The organism is Streptomyces sp. RP5T (genome assembly GCF_003933965.1).
GTDB lineage: Bacteria > Actinomycetota > Actinomycetes > Streptomycetales > Streptomycetaceae > Streptomyces.
This window is the reverse complement of the sequence record NZ_RSAJ01000180.1, coordinates 1-14,804: the sequence shown is the minus strand read 5'-3', so window position 1 is coordinate 14,804 and position 14,804 is coordinate 1. Positions and strand designations below refer to the sequence as shown.

13 protein-coding genes and 1 pseudogene are annotated in these 14,804 nt (G+C 71.2%); 7 read left to right on the top strand and 7 right to left on the bottom strand.

The window, feature by feature from the left end; all coding sequences use genetic code 11:
• The first annotated feature begins 159 nt into the window (after nucleotides 1-159).
• Entirely contained in the window at nucleotides 160-1,611 is a 1,452-nt protein-coding gene (locus tag EHS43_RS20050; protein ID WP_125192142.1) for an aldehyde dehydrogenase, read from the top strand.
• Nucleotides 1,612-1,733: 122 nt separating this feature from the next.
• Here EHS43_RS20050 and EHS43_RS47885 read toward each other — a convergent pair.
• The 3 genes and pseudogenes from EHS43_RS47885 to EHS43_RS20035 form a co-directional block, all read right to left on the bottom strand.
• Nucleotides 1,734-1,843 (bottom strand): annotated as a pseudogene (locus EHS43_RS47885) (IS5/IS1182 family transposase); the annotation flags it as partial.
• Between the two features lie 396 nt (nucleotides 1,844-2,239).
• Nucleotides 2,240-3,343, bottom strand: a complete 1,104-nt coding sequence (locus tag EHS43_RS20040) for a DNA alkylation repair protein (RefSeq protein ID WP_125192141.1) — start codon at nucleotides 3,341-3,343, stop codon at nucleotides 2,240-2,242.
• Between the two features lie 70 nt (nucleotides 3,344-3,413).
• Nucleotides 3,414-4,241, bottom strand: coding sequence for a helix-turn-helix transcriptional regulator (locus EHS43_RS20035; protein WP_125192140.1), 828 nt, complete (start codon nucleotides 4,239-4,241; stop codon nucleotides 3,414-3,416).
• 271 nt (nucleotides 4,242-4,512) lie between these two features.
• Here EHS43_RS20035 and EHS43_RS20030 point away from each other — a divergent pair, with 271 nt between their 5' ends.
• The gene (locus EHS43_RS20030; RefSeq protein WP_125192139.1) at nucleotides 4,513-5,250 is read left to right on the top strand and encodes an SDR family oxidoreductase; all 738 of its coding nucleotides are present in this window, start codon (nucleotides 4,513-4,515) and stop codon (nucleotides 5,248-5,250) included.
• Nucleotides 5,251-5,324: 74 nt separating this feature from the next.
• On the opposite strand, the gene EHS43_RS20025 is transcribed toward EHS43_RS20030, so the two are convergent.
• Nucleotides 5,325-6,014, bottom strand: coding sequence for an alpha/beta fold hydrolase (locus tag EHS43_RS20025; RefSeq protein WP_260470624.1), 690 nt, complete (start codon nucleotides 6,012-6,014; stop codon nucleotides 5,325-5,327).
• Between the two features lie 304 nt (nucleotides 6,015-6,318).
• Here EHS43_RS20025 and EHS43_RS20020 point away from each other — a divergent pair, with 304 nt between their 5' ends.
• Nucleotides 6,319-9,123: an AAA family ATPase gene (locus EHS43_RS20020; protein WP_185806321.1), complete on the top strand. Its 2,805-nt coding sequence runs from the start codon at nucleotides 6,319-6,321 to the stop codon at nucleotides 9,121-9,123.
• Between the two features lie 44 nt (nucleotides 9,124-9,167).
• Here EHS43_RS20020 and EHS43_RS20015 read toward each other — a convergent pair whose 3' ends face one another.
• Nucleotides 9,168-10,151 carry a zinc-dependent alcohol dehydrogenase family protein gene (locus EHS43_RS20015; protein WP_125192137.1) on the bottom strand — a complete coding sequence of 328 codons (984 nt, stop codon included), beginning with the start codon at nucleotides 10,149-10,151 and terminating at the stop codon, nucleotides 9,168-9,170.
• Nucleotides 10,152-10,290: 139 nt separating this feature from the next.
• Complete coding sequence (locus EHS43_RS20010; protein ID WP_125192136.1) at nucleotides 10,291-11,172, bottom strand: SDR family oxidoreductase; 882 nt, start codon at nucleotides 11,170-11,172, stop codon at nucleotides 10,291-10,293.
• A gap of 87 nt (nucleotides 11,173-11,259) precedes the next feature.
• Here EHS43_RS20010 and EHS43_RS20005 point away from each other — a divergent pair, with 87 nt between their 5' ends.
• The 4 genes from EHS43_RS20005 (at nucleotide 11,260) to EHS43_RS19995 (ending at nucleotide 14,037) form a co-directional block, all read left to right on the top strand.
• The gene (locus tag EHS43_RS20005) at nucleotides 11,260-11,838 is read left to right on the top strand and encodes a TetR/AcrR family transcriptional regulator (RefSeq protein ID WP_125192135.1); all 579 of its coding nucleotides are present in this window, start codon (nucleotides 11,260-11,262) and stop codon (nucleotides 11,836-11,838) included.
• A gap of 112 nt (nucleotides 11,839-11,950) precedes the next feature.
• The gene (locus EHS43_RS46530; protein WP_185806320.1) at nucleotides 11,951-12,088 is read left to right on the top strand and encodes a hypothetical protein; all 138 of its coding nucleotides are present in this window, start codon (nucleotides 11,951-11,953) and stop codon (nucleotides 12,086-12,088) included.
• On the top strand, nucleotides 12,085-12,930 hold the full coding sequence (locus EHS43_RS20000; protein ID WP_125192134.1) for a hypothetical protein: 846 nt from the start codon (nucleotides 12,085-12,087) through the stop codon (nucleotides 12,928-12,930). Before EHS43_RS46530 ends, EHS43_RS20000 begins: the two co-directional genes overlap by 4 nt.
• 69 nt (nucleotides 12,931-12,999) lie before the next feature.
• A complete protein-coding gene (locus EHS43_RS19995) occupies nucleotides 13,000-14,037 on the top strand; it encodes a restriction endonuclease (RefSeq protein ID WP_260470623.1) in 1,038 nt (345 codons plus the stop codon).
• Between the two features lie 92 nt (nucleotides 14,038-14,129).
• Here EHS43_RS19995 and EHS43_RS19990 read toward each other — a convergent pair.
• A partial coding sequence (locus EHS43_RS19990) for a hypothetical protein (protein ID WP_312023429.1) occupies nucleotides 14,130-14,804 on the bottom strand: 675 nt, incomplete at its 5' end.

The following is a 14,804-nucleotide window of genomic DNA, read 5'->3' as shown; positions in this document are numbered from 1 at the left end:
GCCCCGAGCCCACGGTCACGCAACCAGTGACGGCGCAGACGACGGCCGCACGCGCGGACAACCTCCGCCGCCGAAGCGGCCCTCCTCCACACGCCGTCCCCTCGGCATGCCCAGGGACTCTCCGGTCCCACTGTCTCTCCGTAGAAAGAACCCGGCACCATGACTGTCCGCGACAAGCTCTACATCGGCGGCTCCTGGATCGCCCCCAGCGATCCGTCCCTGCTGCTCGAGATCCACTCCCCGCACGACCAGTCCGTACTGGGCAGCGCCGCCCAGGCCGCGCCCGCCGACATCGACGCGGCCGTCGCCGCCGCCCGCAAGGCTTTCGACCACGGCCCGTGGCCGCAGACCACCCCCGAGGAGCGTCAGGCTGTCGTCCGCCGCTACGACGCGCTGCGTGCCGCCCGCGCCGACGAGGTCGCCCAGGCCATCTCCGTCGAGAACGGCTCGGCAGGCTGGTTCACCAAGGCCGGGCAGCCCTTCCTGACCCGTCAGGTGAAGGCGTACCTGAAGGCTGCCGAGGACTTCGGCTGGGAGGAGATCATCGAGCCCTCCGACGAGTCGGTCGCCTTCGACACCATCGTGCGCCGTGAGCCGATCGGCGTCGTCGCCGCGGTCATCCCGTGGAACTCGCCGTTCTCCGCCGCCACGGCGAAGCTGATCCCGGCCCTGCTGGCCGGCAACACCGTCGTACTGAAGGTGTCCCCGGAGAACTCCCTGAGCATGGCGCTCCTCGCCGACCTGTGGCACGAGGCCGGTCTGCCCGAGGGTGTCCTGTCCGTCCTGCCCGCTGACCGCGGGACCAGCGAGTACCTCGTCTCTCACCCCGGCGTCGACAAGATCTCCTTCACCGGCTCCACGGGCGCCGGCCGCCGCATCGGCTCCATCGCCGGTGACCACCTCAAGCGCGCCGGCCTGGAGCTGGGCGGCAAGTCCGCCGCCGTCATCCTCGCGGACGCCGACCTGGACTCCGTCATGCAGGGCCTGCGCTTCGCCTCGCTCGGCAACAACGGCGAGGCCTGCATCCTGCAGACCCGCATCCTCGCCCCGCGCAGCCGGTACGAGGAGGTCGTCGAGGCCGTCAAGACGATGGTGGAGTCCCTCAAGGTCGGCGACCCAGCCGCTCCGGACACCTTCATCGGCCCGATGATCCGCCGCGACCAGCAGCAGCGCGTCATCGACTACATCAACACCGGGATCGAGGAGGGTGCCCGCCTGGTGACCGGCGGCCCGCAGATCCCCGAGGGCCTGGAAAAGGGCAACTACGTCACCCCCACGGTCTTCGCCGACGTCGACAACTCCATGCGCATCGCCCAGGAGGAGATCTTCGGCCCGGTCCTCGCGGTCATCGCCTACGAGGACGAGGACGACGCCGTCCGCATCGCCAACGACTCCGAGTACGGCCTGTCCGGCGGCATCTGGGGCAGCGACACCGAGCGCGCCCTGGCGGTCGCCCGGCGGCTGCGCACCGGGGGCGTCATCATCAACGGGGCCGGCAACAGTTTCGACGGTCCGTTCGGCGGCTACAAGGCCAGCGGCGTCGGCCGTGAGTACGGCAAGGTCGGCCTGACCGGCTACGTCGAGCACAAGACCATCACCCGCACTCGCTGATTGCTCGCCGGCCTGGGTCACCGGTTTCGGCCGCCTACCGCGCACCGTGGCTCTTCCCCTCGGCCTGAACGCTCGGCGGTAGGTCCTGTGCCGCCGTCGCGGACGGCGCGTCCGAGGACGATTTCCTGGATGTCGTCGCGTCGCTCCAGCGGATGCGCAGCCGGCGCAAGCCGTGCAGCCAGGAGATGGTCCGCTCGCCGACCCGGCGGAAGGTGCCCGGGCCGGTGCCGTGGGGCTGACCGCGTTCGCCGAAGTCGAGTCGGCGTCGTGGCCGGCCCACGAGTTCCGCGACTGCCGGGATTTTGTTGAGCAGGGCAGGAGGAGTGCGGCACCTGAGTGTGGGACGGCCCGGCGGTGCTCAAGGACTGTGCCGAAGCGGGGTCGGCACTGGGCATCGGTCATCCGGCGGCAGGATGCCCGACCAGGCACCTGCCCGTTGCCGACCGGCTGCTGAAGGCCGCGCCACCCAAACCAAGGCGGACGAGGATAACTGGGTCGGCCTGGTTCAGCTCCTGCCCACTGAATCCTGTGCACGCAATGCCTCGGTCGGGTCGGGTGCCTGCGCCAGCCGCCACCGCGCCGGACCGACCCCGCACTCCACGGCATGGGGACGGAACGCGGCGCTTTCTCAAGGGGCTTGGAGTTCGAACTCCGCGCGGGCCGACGCCACACCGTTGATCTGCAGCGCGATGGCATGGGCTCCGGGGTGGTAGCGGCGGGTGGTGATCGGCCGGAAGGAGTGTTCGCGGGTCACCTCCATCGCCTCGCCCGGGCCGAGCGTGCGGGTGGTGAGCTTGAACGTCTTGGCGCTCTGCGAGCCGTTGGCCTTGTTGTGGTGGACCACGTAGTCGATCGCCAGCCGGGCCTCCTCCGCACCGGCGTTGCGGATGACCGCGGTGAACCGGATGCTCCCGCCGAAGGCCACCCGGACGCGGTCGAGCAGCGGTCCGTCCACCTCGACCGTCGCCGGAGCGAAGCCCAGCAGTTCGAGGGCACCCGGATGACCACGTTTCACCAGCGTCCGCAGGCCGTGACGCACGAGTGCTCCGGTCGTCGGGGCCGGGGCCTCCGACCAGCGTCGCGCCGTCGCCACGACGAGGTCCGCGTGGTCACGGCTGAGGTCGTTGAGGTGGTTGGCGACGGAACGGCGGACGTACTCGCTCTCGTCACCGTAGAGGGCGTCGAGGACGGGCACGGTGACGCCGGGACGAGCGATGAGGTCCGGCACCCGTGTCGACCAGGGAAGGTAGGGCCGCGTGCCCTCCGAGGCGAGGCGGCGCACGTCGGCGTCGGGGGACAGCGTCCACCCGGCGACGATTCCGAGACCCCGGTCCACGTCGTGGCGCAGCAGGACGCGGAGGGCGAACTCGGACGTCAGCCGCCCGGTGAGCTCGGCCAGGAGAGCCATGGCATCCTCGAAGGCCTCGGCGGTGTCCTCGGCGACGGCCTTCGTGGCGACGGCACTCGTGACCGGCCAGATGAGCCATCCGGCGAACACCGGCGTGCTGTCCTTGGCGGCGCGCACGACGCGCGCCAGTTCGGCGTAGTCACCGGGAACGTCCGCGAGCAGGGCGTCTCTGAGCAGGTCGGCCCTCTGGCGCAGTGCCAGGGGGGCCAGTTGCCGCTCGGCGGCGTGCAGCGAGGTGAGTTCCGCACTGGGCAGTACGGTGCGCACAGCCAGGATCAAGGATTGAGCGGTGCGGTCGTTGATCAGTTCGTCGGCGAAGGGCATGGTCGTCTCTTCCTCTTGGTCGTCTGCGCGTCGCTCGACGTGCTGGAGCACCCTGGTGAACTGCCGGTCATCAGGCCGGATGGGCCATGGAGGCGAGGTAGGTGAGGGCCTCTTCACTGCGGCTGCCGGGCTCGGGGCTGCCGACGAGCAGCAGTTGTCCGGGGGCATCGGTCACGTCGAAGCTCTGGTAGGTCAGTTCGACGCGCCCCACGTCAGGGTGCTCGAACACCTTGAAGGCCCGCGTGAGACCTCCGACGTTGTGGTCGGCCCACAGAGTGCGGAACTCCTCCGAGACGTCGCTGAGTTCGCTGACGATACGGGTGATGGCCGCGTCGTTCGGGAACCGCCCCGCGTTCAGCCGCAGCGCGTGGACGGTACTGCGCCGCAGCGTCACCCACTCCGTGAACACCGTCTTCGCGCCGGGGTGGGTGAACAGGATGCGGGGCATGTTCCGCTCGTTCCCGAACGGCGACAGCAGTGCGTCGGCGACGGAGTTGGTCGCGAGAACGTCGAAGGCCGGGCCGAGCACGTAGGCCGCTGCCTGGGGAAAGGCCTCCAGCAGGTTCAGAAGCGAGGGGTGTACGAGGTCCCTCGCGTTGTCCGGGCCGAGCCGGGGGTTCAGTCCCGCCAGCCGGTACAGGTGTTCGCGCGCGTCGGGGGCGAGACGAAGCGCGTGCCCGATCGCCCCGATCACCTGCGCGGAGGGATTGCGCTCGCGCCCCTGCCCGAGACGGGCGTAGTAATCGGCGCTCACCCCGGCGAGCACGGCGACCTCTTCGCGTCGAAGGCCACGGACGCGCCGCTTCGAGAGCCCGCGTGCGAGTCCCGCGTCGGTCGGCTCCACGCGTGCGCGGCCGGCGCGGAGAAACGCGCCGAGCTCGTTGTCGTGTGCCGCCATGGCATCGACCCCGGCCGCACTCACTGGTCTCGTGACGGGGTGATTCGGCACGGTCAAACGCCTGTGCATCAAGGTCTTCCTGTCCGGGTCGATGGCTTTCTTCCTGTCGTGAACGGCGTCCCAGCATGTACCGGCCCACAGCATCGGGGAACGGTGCCGCAACCTAGGTGCCCCACACCCAGGCTCATACTGCCTTCCCGCTTCCGGCGCCGGGCCGTCGAATCGGTGGTGGAAGCGGCGGACGCCGCCAGTACAGCCGACAGGGGCACACATGACTACGTCAGCAGCAACGAAGACCGTCCTCATCACCGGCGCCAGCAGCGGCATCGGCGAGGCCACCGCCCGCGGACTGGCCGCACTCGGCCACCGCGTGCTCCTCGGTGCCCGCCGAACCGAGCGCCTGGCCGCACTCGCCGGGGAACTGCGCCACGGCGGAGCGTCCGTCGCCCACCGCGAGCTGGACGTGACCAGCCTCGACTCGGTGCAGGCGTTCGCCGCCGCCGGCATCGAGGAGTTCGGCATTATCGACGTGCTGGTCAACAACGCGGGAGTGATGCCGCTGTCGCCGATCGCCGATCTGCGGATCGCCGAGTGGGAGCAGATGATCGACGTCAATCTGCGCGGCGTCCTCTACGGCATCTCTGCGGTGCTGCCGCAGATGCGGCGGCAGGGCGGCGGTCACATCGTCAACGTGTCCTCCGTGTCCGGGCACCGGGTGGACCCGACCGCCGCCGTGTACAGCGCCACCAAGTTCGCGGTGGCGGCTCTGTCCGAAGGGCTGCGGCAGGAGAGCCGCGACGTCCGCGTCACGGTCGTCAGCCCGGGTTTCACACGGAGTGAGCTGACCGACCGCGGCGGCTCGGCGGAAGCCCGGGCCGCCGCACGGGCGGCGGCCGAGCAGCTGGCGATCCCGGCTTCGGCCATCGCCGATGCCATCGCCTTCGCCATAGACCAGCCGGCGAACGTGGACGTCAACGAGCTGATCGTGCGGCCCACCGCGCAGGGGTGACCCTGGCCGCCGGGTGAGGAACCAGCCGCTCGCCGCCCTGGGGAGCGGCTGGCGCAGCTGACCGCGATCTCGCGTCAAACGGCCGGTCCGAGGGCGATCTTCGCGAGGACGGCGGCCAGTTCATCGGGCATGGAGAGGAACGGGGAGTGGCCGCTCGCGAGCCGGTGGACCTCGTCCGAGCGGGTGGCCAGCGCCTCCTGGTCGTGCGGTGGCAGGGCCTGATCGTTCTCGCAGACGATGTATGCCGAGGGGACGGTGCGCCACGCCGCCTGCGTCAGCGGCTCACCGAAGGACCGCGTGCTCTGCGGAACGAGCCGCCCCACCGCCTCCTGGGCTTCGGCATCGGGCAGGTCGCCGTAGAACATCGCCAGGGAATCGTCCGGTACCGGTTGCAGGCCGTGCGGCTCCTCCGGATCCGGCGCACCGTGAAAGCCGAGCAGGCTCTCGTCGGCGTCGAGCTGGTAGGCCGCCAGGTAGATGATCCGCACCACGTCGGTGGCCTGGGCGGCGGCCTGGGTGACCGGGATGCCGCCGTAGGAGTGCGCAACGATGACGACGGGTCCGTCGATGCGGCCGAGCTCTTCGAGTACGGCCTGGGCGTCTTCGTGCACGCCGCAGTCCCGCCCGGCGCTGGGCAGGTCGAGGGTTCGTGTCGACCAGCCGGCGGCACGGAGCGCCTCCCTCGGCTTGTCCCAGCACCAGGAGCCGTGCCAGGCGCCGTGGACCAGGAGCATGGTCGGGTAGGGAGTGTCACTGTCGATCACATTGACTCTTTCGTTTGCGCAGAGCGAGGTGTCCCGCCGAGCCTGGCGAGAGCTGTGTTGTCGTGCGGAACCAGCGTCGCCGGGCCGGCACGGCCCAACATCAGTCGAATGACCGCTTCTTGAACTGCCTGTTGATGTCCCGGTCCCGCGGGCAAGCGGCCCATGGCCTGAGCAAGATCGAACGGTGTCGGAGGCGCCGGCAGGCGTTCCGATACGCTGACAGCGGTGAGAGGTTTCCTTCCTCTCGACCCGCATGTTCGGACCGCGTACCGGGACGGGGTTCGGACCGCGCGGAAGGAGCGTCGTGGCTGCACACGAAACCGGCTACGACGCAGCTCGGCTCACCGTCGCAGGTCGGCTCCCCGTCGCAGGGCCGCTCACCGTCGTAGGGCGGGAACGCGAGTCGGGGGCCCTCGCCTCGTTCCTGCGGACCGCTGTCCGGGACGGCGGCGCGCAGCTGGTGACCGGCCAGCCAGGCATCGGGAAGACGGAACTGCTCGAAGCGGCCGTGCGGCAGGGTGCCGCCCTGGGCGCCCGCGTGCTCCGCGCCTCCGGTTCCGAGTACGAGACGGAGCTGAGCTTCGCCGGTCTGCACCAGCTCCTGCTGCCCGCTGCGGACAGCCTGCCGGAACTGCCCGAGGTGCACCGCGCCGCGCTGGCGACCGCGCTCGGTTTCGAACGGGGGGATCCTCCCGGCCGCCTGGTGCTGACCAGTGCGCTGCTCGCCTGGCTGGGGCACCTCGCTTCGACGACGCCGCTGGTGCTGGTGGTCGACGACCTGCAGTGGGTCGACCGCGCGAGCGTCGTGATCCTCAGTCTGGTCGCCCGTCGGCTCGGCGGGCTCCGGGTCGGCCTGCTGCTGTCGCAGCGCACCGGGCAGGAAAGCTTCTTCGACCGCCAGTCGGTGCCGGAACTGGCCCTGACCCCGCTGGAGGACGACGCCGCCCAGAGCCTGCTTCGCCGGCACCATCCGCATCTGCACGCGTCCGTCCGCCACCGCATCCTCGCCGAGGCGGACGGCAATCCCCTGGCCCTCATCGAGCTGCCCCGGGCTCTGACCGCGGCGCAGGAGACCGGGGCCGACTTCCTCCCCCCTACCCTGCCGCTGAGCGCACGGCTGAGGTGGCTGTTCGAGAGCCGGGTGTCCCACCTGCCCGAGCCGACCCGCCGGCTGCTGCTGCTCGCCGCGCTGGGCAGCGAGGACAGCACGCCGCTGATGAAGCTCGTCGCCGGCTGTGCGAGCGACCTCGCTCCGGCCGAGGCGAGCGCCCTGGTCTCCGTTGACCGGCGGGCCGACCGGCTCCGCTTCGCGCACCCGCTCATCCGCTCCGCGGTCGTGGACCTGGCCACCGCGCCCGAGCGCCGGGCCGCCCATCACCGGCTCGCGCAGCTGGCGGCGGACCCGGACGTCCGGACTCTCCACCTCGCCGAGTCGGCCCTGGGACCGGACGACACCATCGCGGCTCGGCTCGTCGAAGTCGCGCTCACCACACTCGAACGCGGCGACACCGTGCAGGCCGTCTCCCTGCTGCTGCGCGCCGCCGACATGAGCGTCGACCGGGCCGAGCGGGCCCGCCGGCTCGTCCGGGCCGCGTACATCGGGGCCAACGTCGCCGGCACCCTCGACGGCGCCCGTGCCCTCCTCGAACGGGCCCGGGAGGCGGACCCGGCGGTGACGAGCACCCTGAGGGCGTCGACCGCCGCCGCGGCGCACCTGCTCAACAGCGACGGCGACATCGACACCGCTCACCAGTTGCTCGTCGGGGCCATCACCCATGTCGATCCCGATCCGCAGAGCGCCGAAGCCCTGGAGGAGGCACTCGGCACGCTGATGATGATCTGCGCCTTCGGCGGGCGGCCGGAGTTGTGGAAGCCGTTCGACGACGCCGTCACCCGGCTGACACCCCTGCTCACGGCGCCGTTCCGGCTCGCGGCGACGACGTTCGCCGACCCCGCGCGGTCCACGCCGGAGCACGTGCGGGAACTGGACACCCTGCTCGCGGACCTGGACGGCGAGACGAATCCGATCCGCGTCGTGATGGTCGCCCTCGCGGGACATTACGTCGACCGGGTCCCCCGCGCCGCGCTGGAGCGCACGGCTGCCGAGGGCCGGGCCGGAGGCGCCGTCGCACTCGCCGTCCAGGCCGTGATCATGCTGGCTGCCGGCGCCTTCCACGAAGGCCGCTGGCAGGACGCGGCCGCCCTCGCCGACGAGGGTGTCGCGCTGTGCCGGGAGAACGGCTACGACCTGCTGCTGTGGGGAGCGCAGAACCCCCAGATGCTGCTCGCCGCCGCACGGGCGGACCTCGACCACATCGCTCGTGCCCGCGCGCGGATGCACCAGTGGGCGATCCCGCGCAACGCCCTGGCCGTGCGGACCTTCACGGCCAACATCGAGGGCCTGGCGGCGCTCTCCCAAGGGCGCTACCAGGACGCGTACGAGCACTACACATCGATCGGCCCGCTGGGCACCTTCCCGTCGCACGAGCAGGTCTCGGTGTGGACGATCATGGACGCCGTCGAGGCGGCCATGGGCAGTGGGCATGTGGACGAGGCACGCGCCCACGTGCGGGCCGCGTCCGAGGCGCACATGGCCCGCATCTCGCCACGGCTGCGTTTTCTGTGCGCCGCGGCCGCAGCCCTGGTGGCGGACGACGACGTCTACCCGGACCTGTTCGATCCGCTGGTCGCGCATCCGGATGCGCTGCGATGGCCGTTTCCGCTGGCCCGCCTCGAACTGGCCTACGGTGAGCGGCTGCGCAGGGATCGCGCGATGCGGGCCGCCCGGCCTCATCTGGAACGCGCCGAGAAGCTGTTCACCAGCCTTGGCGCCACGCCGTGGGCCGACCGCGCCGAGGCCGCGTTGCGCGCCACCGGCAGAAGCCGACGCTCAGCCGGTCCTGCGGCCGTACTCACACCACAGGAACGGCAGATCGCCGGACTGGCGGCGACCGGCCTGACCAACCGGCAGATCGGCGAGCAACTGCGGCTGTCACCGCGGACCGTCGGCGCGCATCTGTACCGCGTCTTCCCGAAGCTCGGCATCAGCTCGCGCGCGGCGCTGCGCGACGCGCTCACCGATCTGGGCGCCGAGGAGAACGGTCCTTAGCCGCGGATCGGAGCCCTTCCTCTGCGTCGGCATAGGACCGGACGTCAGTCGATGTCGATCACGATCTTGCCCCGGGCGGAGCCGCTCTCCACGGCCGCATGGGCGGCGGCCACGTCGGCGAGGGTGAAGCGCCTGGGATCGAGAAGCGGCTTGAGCGCCCCCGCGTCGGCGAGGGCGGCCGCCTCGCGCATGATCTCTCCGTGGTGCTCCCGCCCGCGACCGGTCAGCAGGGGGAGCAGGGTGAAGACGCCGGAGTACGTCGCCCCGCGGAAGGACAGGGGCGCGATGCTGTGCGTTCCCCAGCCCAGGGCGCTCACGACATGCCCCGTGTAGGTGCGCACTGCCGCGAAGGAGTCGTCGAGCACGCGACCGCCGACGGTGTCGAAGACGACGTCGAAGCCCTCGCCGCCGGTGTGCTTGGCGACGTACTCCTCCACCGTCGTGGTGGTGTAGTCGATCGGGGTGGCCCCCAGCCGCTCGACGACGGCCATGCGCGAGGGCGACGCGGTGGCGAAGACCTCCGCACCACGGGCACGGGCGATCTGCACGGCCACGTGGCCGATCCCGCCCGCTCCGCCGTGGATGAGGACCTTCTGCCCCGCGTGGACCTGCGCCCGGTCGACGAGGCCTTCCCAGGCCGTGATGACGACCAGGGGCAGGGCCGCGGCCTCGCGCATGGTGAGGGCGGCCGGTTTGCGCGCGAGCAGACGGGCGTCGACGGCCGCGTACTCGGCGAGCGATCCCTGCACATCACCCACGCCACCGGTCATGCCGAACACCTCGTCGCCGGGTGCGAAATCCTCGACACCCGGGCCGACCTCCTCGACCACGCCGGCCAGGTCCAGGCCCAGGACGGCCGGCAGCGCGCGCCGGGCGTGGGCGGCCTTTCCGGCCCGGATCTTGGTGTCCAACGGATTGACGCCGCTGGCCTCGACCTTGACCAGCACCTGGCCGGCGCCGGCGCTGTCCTTCTCGATCTCGTCGAGGACCAGCGGGGTGTCGAACTCTCGGAGAACCACTGCGCGCATGACTGCGTCTCGTTCCTGTCTTGTCGGGCGGAGGGAAGGGGCCGGCCAGTGACCCCAGTCTGCGCCGTGGCTCGCCACCGGAACATCAGTCAGATGACTCTCAGGTCATCAGGACTCCCCGGTTGCCCGTGGTTGCCGGTCAGGGCTGGATGTTCTCCAGGTCCTCCAGAAGGCTGGGGTGCTTGGGCTCCCAGCCGAGCGCCTGCCGGGTGTACGCACTGGACGAGGGCTGGTCGCCGGCGAAGATCGGGCCGAGAGGGCCGTACGTCTCCGCGGGCACCGATTCGACCGGCAGGCCCAGCCGTCGGCCGATGACCGTGGCGATGTCACGCACCTGGTCGCCCTCGTCGGCCACGGCGTGCCAGGAGGTACCCGCTTCCGCCTGTTCCAGGGCGAGCCGGAAGAGGACGGCCGCGTCGAGCGCGTGCACGGCCGGCCAGCGCTGTGCGCCGTCACCCGGGTAACCGGACACTCCGGTCCGGCGTGCGATGTCGGTCAGGAGGCCGGCGAATCCGCCGGAGCCCTGGTTGTGCACGGTGCGCGGCAGGCGTACGGCGGTGCTGCGGACGCCGCGCGAGGCCAGGCCCAGGATGGAGGTGACCGTACGACCGCGACCGCCGACCGGCCCCTCGGTCATCAGCGGGTCGGCCTCGGTGGAGGCGCGGCCGGGTACGGCGGGCGTACCCGAGACCGTGACGAGGGGGCGGTCGCTGCCGACGAGTTCCTCGCCGAGGGCCGCGAGGGCGGCGCCCTCCTCCGCCACCGACTTCGCGACGGCGTCGGGGCTGCTGAAGTCGTGGCCGAACGCGAGGTGGATCACCCCGTCGGACTGGGCGGCGCCTGCACGCAGGGTGTCCAGGTCGGCGAGGGCTCCGCGCAGCGATTCGGCGCCGGCCGCCTCCACGGCCTGAGCGGATGAGTCGGAGCGGGCGAGGGCGAGGACGGTGTGGCCGTTGTCGAGCAGTTCGGCGACGACGGCGGACCCGATCAGACCGGTGCCGCCGGTGACGAAAACGCGCATGGGAAACTCCCCAGGAGTGATGGGACTCTTGTCCCGTCACTCTACCGCAGTGACGGGACAAGAGTCCCATCACATAGGATGGCGACCATGGCCAGATGGGAACCGGGCGCGCGCGAACGCCTGGTCGTGGCGGCCGTCGACCTGTTCACCGAGCAGGGGTACGACGCCACGACGGTCGCGCAGATCGCCGAGCGCGCAGGAGTCACCAAGAGCACCTTCTTCCGGCACTTCCCCGACAAGCGGGAGCTGCTGGTGGCCGGGCAGGAGACGCTGAGCCGGCTGCTGGCCGAGGGGATCGCCGAGGCGCCCGCTGACGCCAGCCCGCTGGAGGCGGTCGCCGCCGGTCTGGAGCGCGCGTCGAGCGCGATGGGCCCCATGAGCCGCGAGATCGCCCCTCGCCTGAAGGCGGCCGTCGCCGCCAGTGCCGAACTGCAGGAGCGGGACGCCCTCAAGAGCGTCAGCCTCGCGGCCGCGATGACCAACGCCCTGGTCGCCCGCGGCGTCCCAGATCCGACGGCGGCCCTGGCGGGCGAACTGGGCCTCCTCGCCTTCAAACGGGGATACGCCCAGTGGTCCGAGAGCGAGCGTGACGGCAAGGACGACCTCGCCGAATACAGCCTGGCGGCCCTTGACGAACTGCGCACAGCGAGCGCCTCGCTGGGCTGACCGGCCGCCCGCCCCCTCCGACTCGATAGCGGTGGGGCACTTTCCCTGGACGCGTACGGCCAAGGCCGACGAAATCTTCTCTATGTGCGGTTTGCTCTGGCAGAGTCGGCGCATGCCTGCCCAGAGCATCTACGCCGTCGTCGGCACCGCGCCCGCCGCCAACGCGCCCGTCGTCGGCACCGCGTCCACCACCATCGCGCCCGTCGTCGGCACCGCCCCCCTCGCCGTCGCCGCCGTCTCGGCCGCATGACGGCCGCCGAGCAGCGCGCCGAGGGCGCGGGACCGTTCACCACCCGGCTCACCTGGCGGCCACCCGACGGCGGTACGGCCGTCTGGGAGTCGCGACCCGCCCGGCGCCGCGGAGTCATCGCCTTCCGCCCGTCCGGCGCACCGGCCGGCCAGGACATCAGCGTCGACGACCTCACTCTCGGCCGCCTGCGCAGGCTCAACACCATCGCCGCGACCGCCTTCGTCATCGGCGGCGCACTCTTCGCGGTCGGCGCCGGTGTCGCCCAGTTCGGCGCCGGCGACGCCACCACCTGCGCCTCGATCTACTTCGCCGGCGGACTGTTCTTCAACACCGGCGGCTACGTCTCCCTGCTCCAGGTCGTCAACGCCCCCCGCCACGAACCCGGCGGAGAAGGCCGCCTGAACACCCGCTCCTGGCGCTGGTGGAGCTACGAGCCGACTCGGGTGGACTGGCTGAGCACCCTCATTCTCTTCGCGGGCACGCTGGTGTTCGCCGTGAACCTGTTCGACTCCTTCCTGAAAGGGCTGAGCGTCCAGCAGATCAACCGGCTCATCTGGACCCCGGATGTGGTCGGCTGTGCGTTGTTCCTGCTCTCCGGCCACCTCGCCTCCGTGGAGATCTGCCACCGCGCATGGCCCTGTCTGCACCGCCGGAGCCTCGGCTGGTGGATCGTCGCCGTGAACCAGCTCGGCTCGGTCCTCTTCATGGTCTCGGCACTCGCCGCCTACACCCGCCCCGCCACTGGCAGCCTGATCAACGCCGACATCGCCAACTGGACCACCCTCACCGGAGCGTGCTGCTTCTCTCTCGGCGGCTTCCTCCAACTCTTCGAACGGCCCTGACCGACTCCCGGGATGCCCGAGCGACAGGAACCGCGACAGGCGGCAACTACCTCTGCGTACGCTGCCCGTATGGGGTTGAGAGCCGTCTACCGCGTGCACCGCCAACTCGTCGCCGCAGGGCCACTGTTGCTGGCGGCGGCGTGGTTCTACGGCAGTGCCCTTCTGGTCCTGCCGGCCCTGGCCTCTTCGGCCTCGGGCCTGTGGAGTCGGCGGCTGGGCCGGAGCCTGCCCGGCAAGCAGGCCGCGCTGGCCGAAACGTATGCGCATCTGCGCGAGACGGAGGCCCGCTGTCGGGCCGAAGCGCCCCTGAGCCGGGACGAAGCCCGCCGCGTCCGAGACCTGGCCCGCCAGGACGGACACGCCCTGGCGGCCATGCGGACATGGGACAAGGCCCTGTTGCAGGAGACCTACGCGCGAACGGCGCATGCGGCGGTCTCCCTTGAGCAGTTCGCCGACGACCAGCACCGCCAGGCTGACGCGCGCGAGCGGGAACAGGCGCGGCGACAGCTGCGGGAGTCCCTGCAGCAGCGGGCACACGAACACCGGGCCGCCACAGAACTGGCCGCCGCCAAGGAGCAGTTGCAGCGCGACGAGATACGCGCACTGCGACAGGACCACGATCGGGCGCTTCTCGCCGCACGCGATCGCGAGGAACGACAGGCGCAGGAGGCTCGGCTGTGGCGGACCGGGCAGGCCGTCGAGGCACAACGGCAGGCTCGGGCCCACCCGCACCGGGGAGCTTCGGTCGAGGCCGGTCGGCAACTGGAGGAGCGGGTCGCACAGCTCCTCGAACGCGACGGCTTCACATCGGTCGAGGTCACCGGTGCCCCAGGGGACCTGGGCGCCGACGTGACCGCACGAACCGTCCGGGCACGGCGGGTTGTCGTGCAGTGCAAGAACTACGCCGACCGTCGCGTCACGTCCACGGAGCTGCAACGCTTCGGAGGGACCTTCCGGACCGTGCACGCCGCCGACATCGGGCTCGTCGTCACCACGACGGAATTCACCCGTGCCGCCATGGCATACGCCCGGCAGGCCGGCATCCGGCTCATGGACGGGCACGATCTCCGCCAGTGGAGCGGAGGCATGCCCCTCGCCCTCGGCTGACCGGCCGTCGTCGCAGCCAGGTTTCCCAGAGCTCGCCCACAGCGACATGTCACCGCACGGGCCGCCGGTACGGACCGATGGGCAAGGCCGCCCTACCGTTCGACGGTGTCGTCCTCCTCCGCGTCGATCTCGTAGATCCGTTCTTTCAGCCGTTCACCGGCCCAGTCCAGGCCGACGCCCAGGTCGAACCAGTGCCGGTCCTTGCGGCTCTCGGGCTGTGCGAGGTTCACCGCCGCCCAGGAGAACACCCCCAGCAGGACGGAACGTCCGTGCTGGGCCGTCCGCACGGACAACGCGAACGGGGCGGCGAGTGCGGCGCGGGTGACCAGCATGAGCTGTTCGTCCTCCGAGTGTGGGCGCCCACCCGTGAGGAACCGGGGCGTATCAAGGATCTTGACCCACTCGATGACCGCGTCCGCCGCCTGGGATCGCAAGGAGTCCTCGATGCCCTGGCGGACCGCGGCCGCGGGATCGTCGCCGAGCCAGCCAAGCCAGTGATCAGGATCGGTGAGCTTGCCGAAGTCGTCCTGCGGTGCCCCGTGGCGGGGATTCTCCTGGTACTCCCCTGTCAGCCTGCCGCTGTCGTCCACCAACCACGCGCCGCGGATCGCCTCGGGAGGAACGTAGCCGTTCGGGTCGTCAATGTACGTGGGATCGATCTCCGCGACACTGCCACCGGGATTCTCCGCGGCTGCGGCCAGCAGCGCCGGCTCGTTCGGTATGCCCTTACGTCGCCCTCGCGAGCCGAACAGCCCCACGTCCCCACC

What these genes read in the sequence shown, in the direction of transcription:
- EHS43_RS20010 (WP_125192136.1), bottom strand. Translation starts at nt 11,172, where the DNA reads ATGCGCGTTTTCGTCACCGGCGGCACCGGTCTGATCGGGTCCGCCGTC.
- EHS43_RS46530 (WP_185806320.1), top strand. Translation starts at nt 11,951, where the DNA reads ATGCCTGCCCAGAGCATCTACGCCGTCGTCGGCACCGCGCCCGCCGCC.
- EHS43_RS20035 (WP_125192140.1), bottom strand. Translation starts at nt 4,241, where the DNA reads ATGGCGGCACACGACAACGAGCTCGGCGCGTTTCTCCGCGCCGGCCGC.
- EHS43_RS20005 (WP_125192135.1), top strand. Translation starts at nt 11,260, where the DNA reads ATGGCCAGATGGGAACCGGGCGCGCGCGAACGCCTGGTCGTGGCGGCC.
- EHS43_RS20030 (WP_125192139.1), top strand. Translation starts at nt 4,513, where the DNA reads ATGACTACGTCAGCAGCAACGAAGACCGTCCTCATCACCGGCGCCAGC.
- EHS43_RS20000 (WP_125192134.1), top strand. Translation starts at nt 12,085, where the DNA reads ATGACGGCCGCCGAGCAGCGCGCCGAGGGCGCGGGACCGTTCACCACC.
- EHS43_RS20050 (WP_125192142.1), top strand. Translation starts at nt 160, where the DNA reads ATGACTGTCCGCGACAAGCTCTACATCGGCGGCTCCTGGATCGCCCCC.
- EHS43_RS19995 (WP_260470623.1), top strand. Translation starts at nt 13,000, where the DNA reads ATGGGGTTGAGAGCCGTCTACCGCGTGCACCGCCAACTCGTCGCCGCA.
- EHS43_RS20040 (WP_125192141.1), bottom strand. Translation starts at nt 3,343, where the DNA reads ATGCCCTTCGCCGACGAACTGATCAACGACCGCACCGCTCAATCCTTG.
- EHS43_RS20015 (WP_125192137.1), bottom strand. Translation starts at nt 10,151, where the DNA reads ATGCGCGCAGTGGTTCTCCGAGAGTTCGACACCCCGCTGGTCCTCGAC.